Below are 15,943 nucleotides of genomic sequence, written 5' to 3' on the forward strand. Positions count from 1 at the left end.
ATTATTTAATACTACTACTGAAAATGGAAGACAATATGCTTGAGCTAAGACCCAATTGTGAACGCTGTGATAAGGACCTGCCGCCTAATGCTACAAATGCGATGATCTGTAGCTTTGAATGTACGTTTTGCACCTCTTGTGCGGCTAATGTTTTAAATAACTATTGTCCTAATTGTGGTGGTAATTTAACTAGCCGCCCTATACGTCCTACGTCTTTACTTAAGCAGTATCCGGCATCATTAAAGCGTGTGGTCAAAAAAGACAGTTAAAATGCAGTTAAAATATAGTGTTTAGATGTCTATTTATTGCCATGCCATTTACTAGGGCGCGTCTTCAATTCAGTCGTTATCAATAAATGCGCTGCTTTATCCGCTACTAAGTAAGAATAGCCTTCCTTCCCAGTCCTATCTTCACATTAGCCAAAATCAGTCCAGATAAGATGAGCATCATCGCTAGCATCTTCCACCATGTCACCACCTCTCCTGTGAACAACACAGAGGTCGCCATACCGAATATGGGCACCAGTAGAGCAAAGGGCATAACTTTTGAGGCGGTATTTTGCGCCAGCAGATGTGCCCACAGTCCAAAGCCAATCAGGGTTGAGATATAGACTATAAAACCAAGCGATAGCCAAGACTTGAGCGATGCTTGCGTGAACGTCGCTAACTGCCATGCTTCGGTTTCGAATAGTAGAGAAGATAACGTCAAAATCACACAGGCGATCAGACCGCCCCATACCACCAGTGCTAGCGCCGACAGTGCCGATGTCTTATTTGAAGCTTTGTTGTTGCTATTGACAGGCAAGGCAGTAGAAATATTACTGGTACTCTGCTGCGTTGAGGCCTGTTTTGAAGCAATATTTCCAAAGCTCCAGCCTATGGCTGCAATCAGTATGCAGATAAAGCCAACCAAGGGCATATCACCGCCAAGGTTTAACGCAATGACACCCAGTCCTAGCACACCGACTACCATCCCGATGATCTGCATGCGACTCACGGCTTCACCCAGCATGACAAAAGCCAGTAATACGGTAATAAAAATCTGAACTTGTAGCAATAACGCCGTTAATCCTGCCGATGCACCCAAATGCATGGCGGTGAATACAAAAGCATACTGCATGACAAAGGTGCCGATCGCATAAATAAATAGCGTACGGTTGAATTTAGGCGGCTTGAGAAAAAGAACCAGGGGCACAGCGGTAAAGAAAAAGCGTAGGGCAGTGAGCATTAATGGTGGAAAGCTTTCAAGCGCCCATGCAATAAAGGTAAAGTTCACGCCCCATATAAAGGTAACCAATACGGCTAAGGCAATGTGGATTGGGGTCATATAATTATCCTAAATAATGATTATTCGTTGTTGATTTACTCAACTATAGTTTAAATGTCCATAACAGACCCGATACAGTTTCACTAATGGTGAACAAAGTGTATAGTTATTCTCAGCATGACACTTCTTTTATTCATAAACCTCATATAAAAATAGGCGTCCTTCATTATGGTCGAAACCTATACACTCAATCCTAATTTAACCAAAACTGCCGCCGTCGCTGAATGGCTACAGCAGCGTATTGACTGGCAGATTTACTTGCCCAACCAACGCGTACCCTCGGTGCGAAAGTTAGCGAAACTATTAAATATATCAACCTTTACAGTGGTACAAGCTTACGAACAGCTGGTCGCTACCAACATATTAACCGCCAAACCCAGCTCGGGCTATTATGTCAATACGCAAGCAAAAGTAGTTCAGCCCAATGATGATAAAAGAGTAGTCGTTAAGCACCCAGTAATAGATACGCGCTGGCTGGTACAGCAGGTCTTTAGTGATATTCCACATCATCGCTCGCCAGGAGTGGGAACATTACCGAGAGACTGGATACGTAATGATAAGATGGAATGGGCCATACGGCAGGTCACCCAGCAAGCCGATAGCTTTATCTATGATTATGGCAATGTTCACGGCTATCTACCGCTACGTCAACAACTGGTTCAACACCTGCATACGCTAGGCATGCAAACTAATGCTGACCACGTAATTACTACAGCAGGAGTGTCGCAAGCCGTGACCATGGTGGCGCGGCTTCTTACTCAATCTGGGGATACGGTGGTCGTTGATGGGCCGGGCTGGTATTGGCTATCAAGCTGCCTGCAACAACAGGGATTAAACGTCGTCTCTGTAGAACGTGACCATCAAGGGCCTAATATCGAGCACATGCAAAAGCTATTTGCCACGTATCGCCCTAAGTTATACCTGACTAATAGCGTGCTGCACAACCCAACATCCTATAATCTGCATCCCGCCCGCGCGCACCAAGTACTCAATCTTATTCATGAGTACAATGCTTATATTTTTGAGGACGATTTATACGCCGCATTCGTACCAGGTGGTCAAGTATTGCGTTATGCCAGTCTTGATCAGTTTGAACGGGTGTTTTATGCGACAGGGTTTTCAAAGTCGATGGCGTCTGGCTGGCGCGTCGGCATGTTAGTCTGTCCTGATAAGCATATTGATGATGTATTACGTATGAAAACCTTGAGTAATTCAAATACGCCAGAATTTGGTGAACGAGTTTGTCATCATTTATGGACGCATGGTGAGTATCGTCGGCAGATTAAAAAAGTGCAGCAGCATTTATATAGCGCTCATGAAAGAATGCGCAACGCATTACCAAAGATAGGGCTTATCTACCCTGAGCATACACAAGCAGGTCTCTTTGTTTGGGTAGATACTGGGCAGGATACGAGCCAGCTGGCACTAGATGCCTACAAAGAAGGCTGGCTGGTCGCACCGGGGCAGTTGTTTTATCCAGATGCGCGCGCCTCAACCCATCTGCGACTCAATGTATCAACAACTGGCGATGACTTTTTGGCGTGGTTAAGGAAGTATTTAGATAATTAAATCTACATACTCTACATTTGCTAAAGACAGTTCACCACCAATACGTTGGATACTGTCTACCTTTACCCAGATTGTTATAAATCAGCGCTATCACTACCAAAACGATTGAACCGAGCAGGGTAGGCGTTATCAAGAAATTCCAATTTACTGCACCAAGCATGACTATCAAAGGATTGGAACCCGCAGGCGGATGCGGCATTCTAAACACTAGCATGAGTGCAATGGCAGTGCCTACAGCGGTTGCCATACTCCACCAGTGAATACCAAATAATGTCATAAATACCAGTCCCGTAAAGGTCGCAATGAAATGCCCACCTACGACGTTTCTTGGCTGCGCAAAAGGGCTGGCGGGATACGCAAATATCAATAAACAGCTCGCGCCGAACGAGCCTAAAATCATAACGAGTTCTATTGAGCTTCCTAATATAGCAAGCGTTGCTGTTGCAATGGTGCCGCCTAACCAAGCGATTACTATCATCGATAAAGGCACTCTTTTTGGGCATTGACTGCCTTGACCGCTCAACTTATGCCAATTAAAAAACGACTGCATACTTATTCCTATAACAATTAAACAATGAGAAGACGTCACTACTGATATACTGATCAGTATATTAGCTAAGTATACCGAACGGTATATGTAAATCATAGTTTTTTATTGAATAAAATAATAGGAACGAAAAAACGGGAGGACCAACTAATGGAATTACGAGATACCATTCTACGAAAAAGTTATGAGATTTTTTACAAGCAAGGCTTTCACGACAGTGGAGTGGAGCTTTTAGCAAGGCAAGCAGGGACTACCAAGCGGACTTTGTATGCTCACTTTGGTAATAAAGAGGGCTTAATCGAAGCAGTGCTTGAATATCGTCATCATATGTTTATGAATCAATTAAACAATTACTTCGACAATTCTGAGATCAAAGACGTGGCAGATATTGCAAGGTGCTATTTATTCTTCATAAAAAACTGGACATTATCAGAGAATTTTTATGGTTGTATGTTTATTAATGCTTGTGCAGAGTATTCAGATACTGGGTCTTCGCCGCATCAAATAGCTAAACAGCATAAGACTGAAGTCAGACAATGGCTACTGGCTAAGTTTGAACAGGTAGGTGCGGAAAATGCTAAGCAGAAATCTGACACTCTGTTCGTATTTGGGGAAGGTATTATTGTAGCCACACAGGCAGGGCAAGAATCACTAGAGCTAGAGGATGATGTTTTTAAAGGTTTTTCTTAAAGCGCTTGCAACAAGTCCTCAGTATTTATAACCGTAGCAAATTCTGCATTCGATTCAAACCCTAACAAAATTGTCTATATAAACACCCTATAGTCGGTTCAATACTAAAAAATACTGGTTAACACCTGATAAAACAAAACTTTTGTCATCATATTGTCATGACGGCATCGTATCCTTGAGCCCACTATAAATGGTGGTTGCGTATCACTGATGTCTTTATTCATTAAGTGATTCATTGATGATGGTAGACGCATCAATATAAGGTTTATCTATGAGTGTTGCTGGTCGGCTTGGTAGTATTTCCACACGTATGCTGATTATTTTAGCATTGGCTTTTTTACTAATTATCCTGATGGTGTACTGGGTCATCGAAACCCAAGCTAAGCCGCGCATACTGGAGATGACCTCAGAGACGGTAGTTGAAACGGGTAACGAAGCTATTAATAGCATTATGGCGAATATCAGCCACGTCGACGGACTGGCAAAGGCAGCCAGTGCGATGGCTGGCGGGTTGCCAAAAGAAGACCGCCTTTATAAAGAAACCTTTGGCAATCTCATGCAACAAACCGATCAACGGATTGTGGGCGGTGGCGTATGGTTTGATCCAAATATGTATGCTCAAAACCGAGAGCGCCAGTCTTTTGTGTGGGCGCGTGATGACTCAGGCAACATGCAGCCGTTAGAGTATTATAATCAAGTGCGCCAAACGCCGAGTCCCTATTATCGAGAGTGGTGGTACATTCCTGCGATGTACGCACGTCACGACCACTGTGTCTGGAGCCGTGCGTATGTCGATCCGCAAAGCAATCAGCCGATGATGACTTGCGCCAAGGCATTGTATGACAGTCGCAATCAAGCTTTTGATGGGGTAGTGAGTTTTAATCTGCTATTAGACAACCTCGATGACGCCATGAAAAAGTGGCAAGATAAGCTGGGTGGTTATGTCTTTTTGGTAGACTTGGACAATCGGTTTTTGACCTTTCCTGATCAATCTATAGTCACGCAAGTGACTGAGGATAACCCCCAAGGCGAGATGGTAACTGCGCATCAATTGGCCGAGAAAAACCCTACCTTTGCACCTATTGCGGATAGCCTAGATAATATTAACCAAACACTCATTGATGAGGCCGTTGCCAAAGACGAAGGTCGTTATACGCTCGCGGCACGTAGTATTTTGAGTACAACTAACCTGAATAAAATCGGCGAACAAGAATCCAAGTTACTGTCAGCATTACTGCTATTAAATATTGACCAAACATTTAATTTGGTAGACAGTCACTTGATTGGGACCATCGCTGTGCCCAATGATTTTGTGTTGCAGCAGCCTGCCACCGCCTTTGTGTTTCGTATGCCGTTTACCTATTGGAAGATGGTCATCGTCAAGCCCAATAATGACATGATGAGCGTGGCAAATGCATTGTCAAACCAGCTGATTCAAACCATGCTACTGGGCTTTATTCCTATCCTGTTGTTGACCGCATGGGTGTTCCGTCGCTACTTTACGCGACCGCTAAAGTATATGGCACTAGCAGTGGCTGATATGGGCGCATTGATTGAGCAAAAAAAATATCAACAATTAAGCGTGCTTAAACTGCCACACTCAAATGTCAGCGAAATTCAAATCATCAGTGAGCAGACCAACCAATTGATCGACCGCGTCGTCGAAAATGAAGGCGCACTTGCTGAAATCAATGTTCATCTAGAAAAACAAGTCGCCGCCCGTACGCAAGACTTACAGCAAGCCATGGATGAGTTAAAAGCCTCACAAGTGCATCTAGTGCGCTCCGAAAAAATGGCTACATTAGGTCAAATGGTGGCAGGCGTGGCACATGAGGTCAACACGCCGCTGGGCTACGTGCGTAGTAACATGGAGCTGGTCGGCGATAATCTTGTTCGTTTTGATGAGCTGCTACAGCATACCGATCAACTATTGCAGGCGTTAAAAGCGCCAACTATCAACCAAGAGCAAGTCAAGCAGCTAATAGAGCATACTCTACAATGCTGTGACGAGATTAAAGAAGATGAAGTCAGTGAAGATTTGACCAATCTAATTAAGGACGGACTGTATGGTGTTGATCAAATTGCTGAACTGGTCGTCAGCTTGCGCGATTTTTCTCGAATTGACGAATCTAAGGTAAAAGATATCGATATCAATGAGTGTATCAATACCTCATTGATTATGGCTCGCAATAACTTAAAAACGCTAGACGTCAAAACCAATCTAGCCGAGCTGCCGCTGATTCAATGTAATCCTTCACAAATCAACCAAGTACTATTAAACCTATTTAATAATGCCGCCCAAGCCATACCGAGTGATCATAAAGGGACATTACAAGTCAGCTCGTCTGTGGATAAGGCGCAGCAGTCTGTTGTGGTACGCATTATAGACAATGGATCTGGTATCAAAGAAGATGTTTTAAATCATATCTTTGAGCCGTTTTTTACCACCAAAAAAGCAGGCGATGGCACAGGGTTAGGATTGGCCATTACAGCACAAATTATGGAGCAACACGATGGACGCATTGAGGTTAGCTCAATAGTTGGGGAGGGCACGACGTTTACCCTCATGCTACCGATACAGTCTATCGCTCATGAAAAGAAACCTTCACAAGTCTTATTTGAAAGTTAAGAGACTTCCAGCCACTTATTTAAAGAGAGCGTCATGCAAAAACCAAAAATCGCTTTTATCGATGACGAGCCGCGTATCCTGCGCAGCTTAAAAATGCATTTTCGCCAGTCACATGACGTATTTATTACAACCGATGCTACTGAGCTGATGGAGTATGTCAGCCAGAATGAGGTACAAGTGGTCATCAGCGACCAACGCATGCCAGATAAGCAAGGTACGGAAGTATTAAGTGACATTAAAGCGGCTTCGCCAAATACTATTCGTATCTTGTTAACCGGTTATGCGGATCTAAATGCCGTGATGGATTCTGTGAATGAGGGCGAAATTTATCGCTATATCACTAAGCCATGGCAAAATGATGAACTCAAAAAAATCGTTAATAAAGCCACAGAAATTGCTCAGAAAACCCAAGAAATCACGCAAAATACTACGGAAAAGGATGCGACTCAAAACCATCCTGATAGTAGCACTGTTAGCAATCGCAATATATTGGTATTAGATGACGATGAGAGCGTCTATCAACAAATAAAAAGTCATTTTAAGAGCGCTTATACCGTGAGCTGGGCCAGTAACCTTGAACAGGCCGCGAAGCTATTACAAAAAAAACGCTTTGGCGTCACTATTACGGATTCGACGCTCAATAAAGAAAATATTACACCCATCGTTTATGCCTTAAAAAATATCCAGCCAGATCTGATGGTTCTGATGCTGACGGAGTTCAAAGACGCTCATATGGTCATTGATTTAATTAACAAGGGTCAGGTGTATCGCTGTCTACCAAGGCCAACTAATTTATCTATCATGAGTATCAGTCTTGATCGTGCTTTTGATCATCACGAAAGATTGGTGCAGCAGCCGATACTGGCAGCGCGCCATCATGTCGAAGAAGTGCCGGAGTCAGAGGCTTTTAACTTTTCTGAAAGATTGAAAGGTTTCTTTGCCAAATTCAGAGGTTGGCGCATTAGTAGATAGAAAGAATAGGGCATGCTAAACATTCTCTATTCATGGTTTGAAAAATCATCGCCTTATATTTGTATGAGAGGCGTTTTTATCGATACCAGCTTCAATCGATACATTATAATTATAATCTCATGAACTTGTCATTGGGTACTGTCTATTTAACATAATATACATTATGCGAAAACAAACCAATGGTCTTAAAAGGTAAGTATCTTATACTTAAATACTGTCTTAGCTCAGATATTTCTGGTATCAAGTTCAACTATTAACGACACGTTTCCTGCAAATATCTGCGTAAAGTTTTGCCATCGTCATTTAAACTTACATCTGCGACTTGGCAACCAGCACGCTTATCATTAGCATCACATGATAACTCATAATAAATATCGCTACCTTGCGCCAAGCTAACCTGAACCAAACCTTGCTCAGTCATCGAAAACTTTTTGTCTTGCGTATAATCAGGATCTTGAGAATCCCACAGCACATCATAATCGATATTGCAGGACGTTTGATTTTTATCAAAATAATCTTGTTCAAGTTGCATGGCTGCTTGTAAGTCAGCATTTGCATATTGCTGTAGCATCACAGGATTACTCATGCCTTGCTCGTCTATGTCTTGTTGATACATCTGTGTGATGGTCGCAATCTTCATAGCAGCCATAACAGATTGTTTCTGATCTGATTTTGTCACATCTGCTGTAGCGCTACCGACAGGCATCAGTCCTATGGTCAGCAGAAATATGAGTGATTTATATGTTGGCATGATGTTCTCTACAAGCTTTTATTCTATAAGTGTTACAACCTATTACATCATACCCATATTTGGACTCTGCTGTATTATCGTATCATTCAGGTTTACTTACCAAAAGAACCATTTCATAGCGCTCTTATGATACTTTTTTATTTGTTCTCATGACAATTTTGAGTGATTTTTTATCTCTGATAATCGTGTTAAGGATGATTTTATGACGATATTACCTGTTTTTTTTAAGAAAAAATCTGCGACATTGGCCTCTAGTAGCCTTTTATTGCTTACTTTGACCGCGACTGGCTGCCAGTCTACTTCTGAGTCCAGCGAAGCCATTGTGTCTCAACCAACCAGTAGCTCATCAATGCCTAGCAATGCTGATAGCAGTCAGCAAACGCTCAAACAGCAATCATTGCGCATTCAGCACGCACTGGCTAATGGCGACTATGCCAGTATCACCAATGATATTCATCCCACACGTGGCGTCCGGTTCTCGATGTATGCTTATGTGCGCCCTGAGTCTGATAAAGTCTTTAGTCGCGGGCAGTATGCACAGTATCTACAACAGTCCAATATTCGCTTTACGTGGGGTGAAAAAGACGGCACGGGTGATTCATTGATCACGCCGCTACCTGACTATTTGAGCAATTGGGTCGCTGCTAATGCATTTGATCAGAACGCAGAAATTGGTATTAATAGTAGTAAAGCGATGGGCAACAGTATTAACAACTTAAACAAAATATATCAAAATTCTGACTTTGTTGAGTTTTACAGTAATGGCAGTGAAAAATATAGCGGTATGGATTGGCGTGCGATGCGTTTGGTGTTTGAGGAGTATCAAGGTAAGCCTTATCTCGTGGCTGTCATTAATGACCAGTGGACAGTTTAGACTATATGAAAACGATTAACTGACCACTTTTATAGGGCGCGTTTAGAATAGCAGACTACTCTACTTGGTTTATCATCAGGGTTATATTCAAATATAAAGATATGTGTTGCAACTTATGCTACAGGATTGTTGACAATAATCCTGTTTATTGGCCCTCTAACGACAACATATTCATAATCAGCTTAATCAAAGTCTCTTTTTGATTGGGGTCAGATTCAGCGACCAATAATGTTAATGCCGCAAGCCCAGTATTATTGATGACCATATCACCTTTATCATTCAGCAGTCGGTGATTACGGTGTAAAAAATCCACGAATAAAAAAGCGCCGCTGCGTTTATTACCATCAGTAAAAGGATGGTTTTTTACCATAAAGTACAGTAGATGTGCCGCTTTACTCTCGATAGTTGGGTACGCAGGCTCACCAAAGACAGTTTGTTGCAAATTACCCAATACACTATCCAAACCATCACCACGAGGTTTAGCAAATAACTCAGTCGCCTCACCCCTATCTATCAGCTGCGCTTTCAAGTTCGTCAGCGCTGCCATCGCCTCAGTCGTACTGGGTAAGACACCACCATCTTGTCCTGTAGGATTATCAAGTAGACCTTCATCATAGCGCTGTAACCATAAAAATGTCTGCGTATAGCGGCTTATAATCTCAACCAGTCCGCGTCCTTCGTCGGTGTTAAGCTCGGGACTTTGGGCGGTTTTTTTGATTAATTTTAGCGCTTGTTGCAATTCAGTAGAGTTTTTATCGAAGCGCTGTTGATTGAGCGTATAGCCTTGTACCAAGTATTCACGTAAGCGCTGTGTTGCCCAACGCCTAAATTGCACACCTTGAGGAGATTTGATGCGATAACCAACTGATATAACCACATCTAGGTCATAAAAAGTCACTGGACGGTCTGAATTTGCAATATGCATTTTTTGCATATTGCTTTTTTCATCGATTTCTTCATCTTTTATGGCATTGGCAATATGACGAGAAACCACTGATTGATCACGACCAAATAACTCGGTCATTTGGGCTTGTGACAACCAGACTGTCTCTTGCTCAAAACGCACATCTACTTGCGCCTTTCCATCAGCGCTTTCATAGATCTCTACTGTTGACATGTCGTCATTTATAGCGTTAATCATCTCAGCTTCCCAATCCTAAAGCCTTCAATTGATTAGCCCGTATTGAAGGCTTTAGGTTCTGTACTCTTTCTTCATAGTGGTGTTTGCTTAAAGAATTTCACCATAATCTCATAAATATCTGGATATGCGTCCACTAGCTTTTGCGGTGTCTCAAAAAACACCTCACTCAGAACCGCAAAAAACTCAGCAGGATTGGTCGTTCCATAGCGATCTAGCCCTGACTTGCGATGGGTTTGAAAGTCCTCAAAATCTCGCGCCATAATCTCAGTCCAGCGCGCAGGATCCATATCAGGTTGCATCGGTGGAAAACCGTTGGCGCGGCCATTCATCATATCGAGTTTGTGCACAAACTCATGAATCACGACATTATGACCATCACGTTCGCCTGAATGTTTGGCATCTTTCCATGACAAGATAACAGGACCTCGCTGCCATGCTTCCCCGCTACGGTGCTGACTGCCTTCGTGGACAATACCAAATTCATCTACAGTAGTGCTGTCGCTTTTGTATGAACCTGGATAGATAATGACAGATGACCAGCCAGCGTACCATTCAAGGCTTAGGTTTAAGATAGGCAAACAGGCTTGCAGCGCAATAGACTGCCTAACAGCATTGGTGATTTCAAACCCTTGCGCACCAGTAATGGATTTATCAGCCAAAAACAAAGTTGCCAGCTCAAACAGATGTGTCATCTCGTCATTGTTTAATCTATCTAGTATCACAATACGCTCAGCCGCTTGTACCCAATCGGCATGGGTAAACTCGCTGTTGTCCAATATACGCTGTTCACGCCAGTCTTTTATAATGCCAAACATACACGTCACCCCTATTCTTATAATATTTGGAACACATTTTTTATTACCACCTCTGAATATTATAGCGGTAACCAATAATACGCCATTATAATTGGTATATTGAAATATATAAGAAAAAAACGCTGCTCATAAATCAATTATTGAGCAGCGCAGGTTTATATTCACAAATTATGACATTCATACATTGAGATTTAAAACTGATATTGCAAGCCTAGTTGTACTGAGCTGTCTTTATCGTCACGTGCAAAGGTGGTGTCGCCATTCAGATATGCATAAACGTTTTTATGAACCTTGTTACTCACACTCAGCTCAAAACGTCCATAATCGTCGTCTTTATCTGCTTCAGTGATACTAACCTCTCTTGTCCGGCCGTCAGCTAAAGACGTGGTCGATAAATTATCTATTAGACCATCTTCGATCACATGCACATAAGCGACTTTGCCTTGAAGCTTGGCAGGCGTGCCCATCAAATTAAAACCATACTGTAACTGGTAACCAAACTCTGAATCCCATGCCTCGCTAGAGGTGTCATCAATCTTGAGCGCAGTGCGAGAATTACCATTGCCACTGGTATAACCCTCTATGTCTGTATCACTGTAATTGAGACCCAAAAAGGCACCATGGGCGACATTTTTTTGCATAAGAAAGTTGTAGCCAAGCTCATTGTGTGCGCTAAACACATCGGCATCAGAATTACCACGTTCGCTATTGTTGATAATATTGATACCATCATTACCATCCAGCCTGACGGTTCTATTAACGTCCAAGTCATGCTTAGACAGACTTAAAGAAGTAGTATTCCACCAAGCTGTGTCTTTGCCGCCCAGCAATGAATAGGCTTGAACACCATAACTCGTATCTTTTTTAATACCGTTTTCTACGCTTTTATTGTTTTGATTGGCCGCTTGCACACCTACGCCAACACGCCAGCTAGGTTGTATAACGTACTCGCCATATAGACCAATATTGGCACGAGTGCCTTCTTGTGCATTATCAGCGTCCACATAGCTTTGAGAGCCATCTACCCAAACCTGAGCACGCGACTCATAATCCATTGGATTGGTGTTATCCATTGCCTGTAGCGCCAAAGCATTGGCACGTTCGAGCACAGCTGAATGTGAGTCGGTAGCATTAATTTTTAATGCGGCGCCCATCGTGTTTTGCAGAGTGATAGCGCTTTTGGTTGAGGCGATGATATCGGCATTCGTTTGCTCGACAATCAATCTACTGATGATACGAGAGTAGTCGCGCATTCTTTGTGATAGTCGTTCTGCGCCAAAAGCAGCAGTAAGCACTTCCTCATTGTCTAATGCAGGGTTATGCCACGTATAGCCACCTGGAATGTCTGGGTTTTCAGTTTGTGTATAACCATCATAGTCAGGCCCGAGGCTCCAGTTAGTTGCCTCAAATCCTACGACCTGCATGACACTATCAAAAGACTCCTGATCACTACAGCAGCCAACGCCATAAGGCTCGTATGGTTCTGTATTACCTGGTGCAATAATGGCTGGATTGACCTCCACTGTAATACCAAGCTCTTTAGCAATACGCAGCGCATTTTCACGCAAGCTCACATTGGCAGCCACTTCATTGCCGTTATTATCATAAGCATTTCGCCCTGCGTTGGCATACATTTTGTCGCCTGTAATCAGACTGTCTAGGTTAATCATACCCAGTGCGGTCGTTTTTTCTGCGTCCGTGAGCTGATCAACAAACGCCTTTGAACCATTGAGACCACCCTCCTCTGCACCAAATGCCACAAACTGAATGTCATGCTCCGTCTCAATGCCAGTCAGGTTTCTGGTCAACTCAGTCAAAACGCCAGATCCAGAAGCGTTATCATCCAACGCCTCTAAATTCTCATAATTTGGATAGGCGACGGCAGAATCATAATGTGCACCGACAAACAGCGTTCTGTTGGTATCAGCACTGCCTTTTTGAGTCACGACAACGTTATTGCTCGTTAACGTCTCACCTCTGAATAAACCACGAGGCGCTACGAAATCGAAAGTTTGGCGATTGACTTGGTTATTACTGCCATCGATGGTCATACGCTGCTGCATATAGTCAGCAGCTTGGACTTCTTTATCAGATCCTGTATACCTGCCAGCATAATCGCGGGCAAGCGTTAATGCCGTTTCTTCACCATAAGTACCGTACTGAGCATCTGCAAATGTTTGCGAGCCTGTTAGCATTGCTAGAGCCGCAACGACTGAAACGGTAAGCGGGGATAAGATAGTATTCAAACGGCCTCTCCTTGGTCAAAGAAATGTAATCAATGTTAAAAAGTAACCTAAAAAAATATGGTTTACAAGACAAAAAATCCATGTTTACTTATTTATTTATTTTTAATAAAGCAGCGATTGATTGAAATGCCATTTGCCTGCTTATTATGAGTATTTATTGATTGCTGTTTGATATCTATACTGCTAATTACGATCGTTTTTAGAAGGGCTTTACTTTAGCTTTAGTTATGTCAACGGCATCAAGCTGTACTTCTACCACTCGCAGAGCCATCGTCTTCCAATCTAAATCTATATCATGGGTAAACACCATATGGTGACTAATACTCACGTATCCGTGCACAATTGCCCAAATATCTAGCGCTATTTGTCGACGCTCCATCATACTGGCATCTTCTGGTAAATAAGAACCCGCCACTCGAACCAATTTTGAAAACGCGCTATCTCTTGCCGCAATAGCTTCTTCAGAGGGCTGATAGCCTGCATCAGACTCCCCAAAAATCAGTCGATAATGCGCCTCATACTTCTCTCCGACATTCAGGTACCCTAGGCACGCCTCTAGCACTTGCGCTTTGCTTGCTTTACCTTCCGGAATAACATCCATGGCTTCGCGTACTAGATTGAATCCCTCAATATATATCGCGTCTAGTATGCCTTGCTTACCTTGGAAGTGACTGTATATTCCGATAGTAGACAGACCTGCGCGTTTAGAGATACCACGCACGCTTAAGGCATCCCCGCCTCCTTCTAAGAAAAGCTCCGATGCTGCGTTTAGTATTTTGGTTCTGGCATCCATTAGATTCTCACTAGGTCTTGACAATTATAACAGTGTTATTTTAGTATATAACACTGTTATGCACAAACAGTTATACAAGATTTATATGGATAAATTCAACTTAAGAGTAAGGATGCTATGAATACTCAACACCTAGAAACGGATTATCTAATTATTGGCAGTGGCGCGGTGGGCATGGCTTTTGCCGATGTACTACTTACAGAGACAGATGCCAATATTATTATCGTTGATAAACACCATAAGCCAGGTGGTCATTGGAACGATGCCTATTCGTTTGTCACACTGCATCAGCCATCGTCTTTTTACGGCGTTAGCTCGCGCGAACTTTGCGGCGGTATGATTGACAAGATTGGTTTAAACAAAGGCTTGTCTGAGTTGGCATCAGGCGCAGAAGTCATGGCGTACTTTGATAAAGTTATGAGGCACACGTTTTTACCAAGTGGCCGTGTGAAGTATTTCCCGATGTGTGAATACAAAGGCGATGGTAAGTTTTCATCCCTACTGTCTGACACCAGTTATGAGGTCAAGGTCAACAAAAAAATCATTGACGGTACTTATTTTAAAACCTCGGTGCCAGCGACCCATACCCCAAACTTTGAAATTGCTGATGGTGTTAAATTTGGCCCGTTAAACGACTTACCGAGTCTAACCACATCACATAATGGCTATGTCATTATCGGTGGTGGTAAAACAGGTATCGATGCGGTTTTATGGCTACTAGAAAATCATATCAACCCAGACCATATCACGTGGATTATGCCCAGAGACGCTTGGCTAATTGATCGTAAAAATACCCAACTCTCTCGTGATTTTTTCACCCATACTATTGGAGCACAGGCTACTCAGGCAGAAGCGATTGCTGATGCTGAAAATATCGAAGACCTTTTTGACCGTTTAGAAAAAGGCGGCGTATTAATGCGTATTGATCCAAATGTACGCCCGCAAATGTTTCATGGCGCCACCATTAGTAGTGAAGAGCTTAAGCAGTTACGTCATGTTAAAAACATTGTGCGTAAAGGACGCGTGACCCGTTTAGAGACTGACAAGATTTATTTCGGTGATGACAGCATTGCTACCACTCCCAACACCATGCATATCGACTGCTCCGCACGGGCGGTACCAGTGACAGAGACGTACGATGTATTTAAAGGTAAGACCGTAGTGGTACAAACCGTGCGTACCTATCAGCCTGTATTCAGTGCCGCGTTCATCGCTCACATTGAGGCCAATTACGATGACGAAACTGTCAAAAATGAGTTATGCCAAGTGGTGCCAATCCCAAATCATGATACAGACTTTTTGGTTGGGCTCGTTAAACAAATGCAAAACCAGATGCGTTGGTCAAAAGAGCCTGCGCTACGTGAATGGATGATCAACAATCGCTTAGATGGCTTCACCAAATTGGTACGAGCCAGCGAAGACACGCCACCTGAAGAGTTAGCCATCCTTAAGCGTTTAAAAGAAGCAGGACCAAAAGCCGCTGCAAACATGCCAAAGCTCATGGGTGAAGTCATGCAAATTACGGCAGCACGTCAAGCTAAGGCTGCCAACGCTTAATCTGATACCTATAAAGTAAAACAAAAAAGGAAA

14 protein-coding genes are annotated in these 15,943 nt (G+C 42.9%); 7 read left to right on the forward strand and 7 right to left on the reverse strand.

From position 1 onward, the window contains the following. Nucleotides 1–35 precede the first annotated feature (35 nt). Entirely contained in the window at nt 36–269 is a 234-nt protein-coding gene (locus AAEY72_RS01310) for a DUF1272 domain-containing protein (protein ID WP_201590599.1), read from the forward strand. Between the two features lie 106 nt (nt 270–375). Here AAEY72_RS01310 and AAEY72_RS01315 read toward each other — a convergent pair whose 3' ends face one another. Continuing rightward, complete coding sequence (locus tag AAEY72_RS01315) at nt 376–1,326, reverse strand: EamA family transporter (RefSeq protein ID WP_352309164.1); 951 nt, start codon at nt 1,324–1,326, stop codon at nt 376–378. Between the two features lie 168 nt (nt 1,327–1,494). On the opposite strand from AAEY72_RS01315, the gene AAEY72_RS01320 reads away from it, so the two are divergent. Continuing rightward, nucleotides 1,495–2,895, forward strand: coding sequence for an aminotransferase-like domain-containing protein (locus AAEY72_RS01320; protein WP_352309165.1), 1,401 nt, complete (start codon nt 1,495–1,497; stop codon nt 2,893–2,895). Between the two features lie 31 nt (nt 2,896–2,926). Here the strand turns inward: AAEY72_RS01320 and AAEY72_RS01325 are convergent, their stop codons facing one another. Beyond that, entirely contained in the window at nt 2,927–3,445 is a 519-nt protein-coding gene (locus tag AAEY72_RS01325) for an HPP family protein (RefSeq protein WP_352309166.1), read from the reverse strand. Between the two features lie 147 nt (nt 3,446–3,592). On the opposite strand from AAEY72_RS01325, the gene AAEY72_RS01330 reads away from it, so the two are divergent. The 3 genes from AAEY72_RS01330 to AAEY72_RS01340 all read left to right on the forward strand — a co-directional run bounded on the left by AAEY72_RS01330 (nt 3,593) and on the right by AAEY72_RS01340 (nt 7,733). Continuing rightward, nucleotides 3,593–4,132 carry a TetR/AcrR family transcriptional regulator gene (locus tag AAEY72_RS01330; RefSeq protein WP_352309167.1) on the forward strand — a complete coding sequence of 180 codons (540 nt, stop codon included), beginning with the start codon at nt 3,593–3,595 and terminating at the stop codon, nt 4,130–4,132. A 271-nt stretch (nt 4,133–4,403) separates the two neighbouring features. Continuing rightward, nucleotides 4,404–6,761 carry an ATP-binding protein gene (locus AAEY72_RS01335; protein ID WP_352309168.1) on the forward strand — a complete coding sequence of 786 codons (2,358 nt, stop codon included), beginning with the start codon at nt 4,404–4,406 and terminating at the stop codon, nt 6,759–6,761. Between the two features lie 33 nt (nt 6,762–6,794). After that, nucleotides 6,795–7,733 carry a response regulator gene (locus AAEY72_RS01340; RefSeq protein WP_352309169.1) on the forward strand — a complete coding sequence of 313 codons (939 nt, stop codon included), beginning with the start codon at nt 6,795–6,797 and terminating at the stop codon, nt 7,731–7,733. 253 nt (nt 7,734–7,986) lie between these two features. Here AAEY72_RS01340 and AAEY72_RS01345 read toward each other — a convergent pair whose 3' ends face one another. After that, complete coding sequence (locus tag AAEY72_RS01345) at nt 7,987–8,484, reverse strand: hypothetical protein (RefSeq protein ID WP_352309170.1); 498 nt, start codon at nt 8,482–8,484, stop codon at nt 7,987–7,989. Nucleotides 8,485–8,686: 202 nt separating this feature from the next. Between AAEY72_RS01345 and AAEY72_RS01350 the strand changes: the two genes are divergently transcribed. Continuing rightward, nucleotides 8,687–9,358: a hypothetical protein gene (locus tag AAEY72_RS01350; protein ID WP_352309171.1), complete on the forward strand. Its 672-nt coding sequence runs from the start codon at nt 8,687–8,689 to the stop codon at nt 9,356–9,358. 145 nt (nt 9,359–9,503) lie between these two features. Here the strand turns inward: AAEY72_RS01350 and AAEY72_RS01355 are convergent, their stop codons facing one another. The 4 genes from AAEY72_RS01355 to AAEY72_RS01370 form a co-directional block, all read right to left on the reverse strand. Beyond that, nucleotides 9,504–10,499: a virulence RhuM family protein/type II toxin-antitoxin system death-on-curing family toxin gene (locus tag AAEY72_RS01355; RefSeq protein ID WP_352309172.1), complete on the reverse strand. Its 996-nt coding sequence runs from the start codon at nt 10,497–10,499 to the stop codon at nt 9,504–9,506. Nucleotides 10,500–10,570: 71 nt separating this feature from the next. Further along, nucleotides 10,571–11,314, reverse strand: a complete 744-nt coding sequence (locus AAEY72_RS01360; RefSeq protein WP_189581987.1) for a M90 family metallopeptidase — start codon at nt 11,312–11,314, stop codon at nt 10,571–10,573. A 191-nt stretch (nt 11,315–11,505) separates the two neighbouring features. Further along, nucleotides 11,506–13,560, reverse strand: a complete 2,055-nt coding sequence (locus AAEY72_RS01365) for an autotransporter domain-containing protein (RefSeq protein WP_352309173.1) — start codon at nt 13,558–13,560, stop codon at nt 11,506–11,508. Between the two features lie 199 nt (nt 13,561–13,759). Further along, a complete protein-coding gene (locus tag AAEY72_RS01370) occupies nt 13,760–14,353 on the reverse strand; it encodes a TetR/AcrR family transcriptional regulator (RefSeq protein ID WP_352309174.1) in 594 nt (197 codons plus the stop codon). A 117-nt stretch (nt 14,354–14,470) separates the two neighbouring features. Between AAEY72_RS01370 and AAEY72_RS01375 the strand changes: the two genes are divergently transcribed. Next, nucleotides 14,471–15,910, forward strand: coding sequence for an NAD(P)-binding protein (locus AAEY72_RS01375; RefSeq protein ID WP_352309175.1), 1,440 nt, complete (start codon nt 14,471–14,473; stop codon nt 15,908–15,910). Nucleotides 15,911–15,943: the final 33 nt, after the last annotated feature.

This window comes from Psychrobacter sp. W2-37-MNA-CIBAN-0211 (genome assembly GCF_040309405.1).
Lineage (GTDB): Bacteria > Pseudomonadota > Gammaproteobacteria > Pseudomonadales > Moraxellaceae > Psychrobacter > Psychrobacter glaciei.

Coding starts and splice junctions, on each gene's coding strand:
- AAEY72_RS01345 (WP_352309170.1), bottom strand. CDS start 8,484: ATGCCAACATATAAATCACTCATATTTCTGCTGACCATAGGACTGATG.
- AAEY72_RS01335 (WP_352309168.1), top strand. CDS start 4,404: ATGAGTGTTGCTGGTCGGCTTGGTAGTATTTCCACACGTATGCTGATT.
- AAEY72_RS01310 (WP_201590599.1), top strand. CDS start 36: ATGCTTGAGCTAAGACCCAATTGTGAACGCTGTGATAAGGACCTGCCG.
- AAEY72_RS01355 (WP_352309172.1), bottom strand. CDS start 10,499: ATGATTAACGCTATAAATGACGACATGTCAACAGTAGAGATCTATGAA.
- AAEY72_RS01350 (WP_352309171.1), top strand. CDS start 8,687: ATGACGATATTACCTGTTTTTTTTAAGAAAAAATCTGCGACATTGGCC.
- AAEY72_RS01320 (WP_352309165.1), top strand. CDS start 1,495: ATGGTCGAAACCTATACACTCAATCCTAATTTAACCAAAACTGCCGCC.
- AAEY72_RS01330 (WP_352309167.1), top strand. CDS start 3,593: ATGGAATTACGAGATACCATTCTACGAAAAAGTTATGAGATTTTTTAC.
- AAEY72_RS01315 (WP_352309164.1), bottom strand. CDS start 1,326: ATGACCCCAATCCACATTGCCTTAGCCGTATTGGTTACCTTTATATGG.
- AAEY72_RS01340 (WP_352309169.1), top strand. CDS start 6,795: ATGCAAAAACCAAAAATCGCTTTTATCGATGACGAGCCGCGTATCCTG.
- AAEY72_RS01325 (WP_352309166.1), bottom strand. CDS start 3,445: ATGCAGTCGTTTTTTAATTGGCATAAGTTGAGCGGTCAAGGCAGTCAA.
- AAEY72_RS01375 (WP_352309175.1), top strand. CDS start 14,471: ATGAATACTCAACACCTAGAAACGGATTATCTAATTATTGGCAGTGGC.
- AAEY72_RS01370 (WP_352309174.1), bottom strand. CDS start 14,353: ATGGATGCCAGAACCAAAATACTAAACGCAGCATCGGAGCTTTTCTTA.
- AAEY72_RS01360 (WP_189581987.1), bottom strand. CDS start 11,314: ATGTTTGGCATTATAAAAGACTGGCGTGAACAGCGTATATTGGACAAC.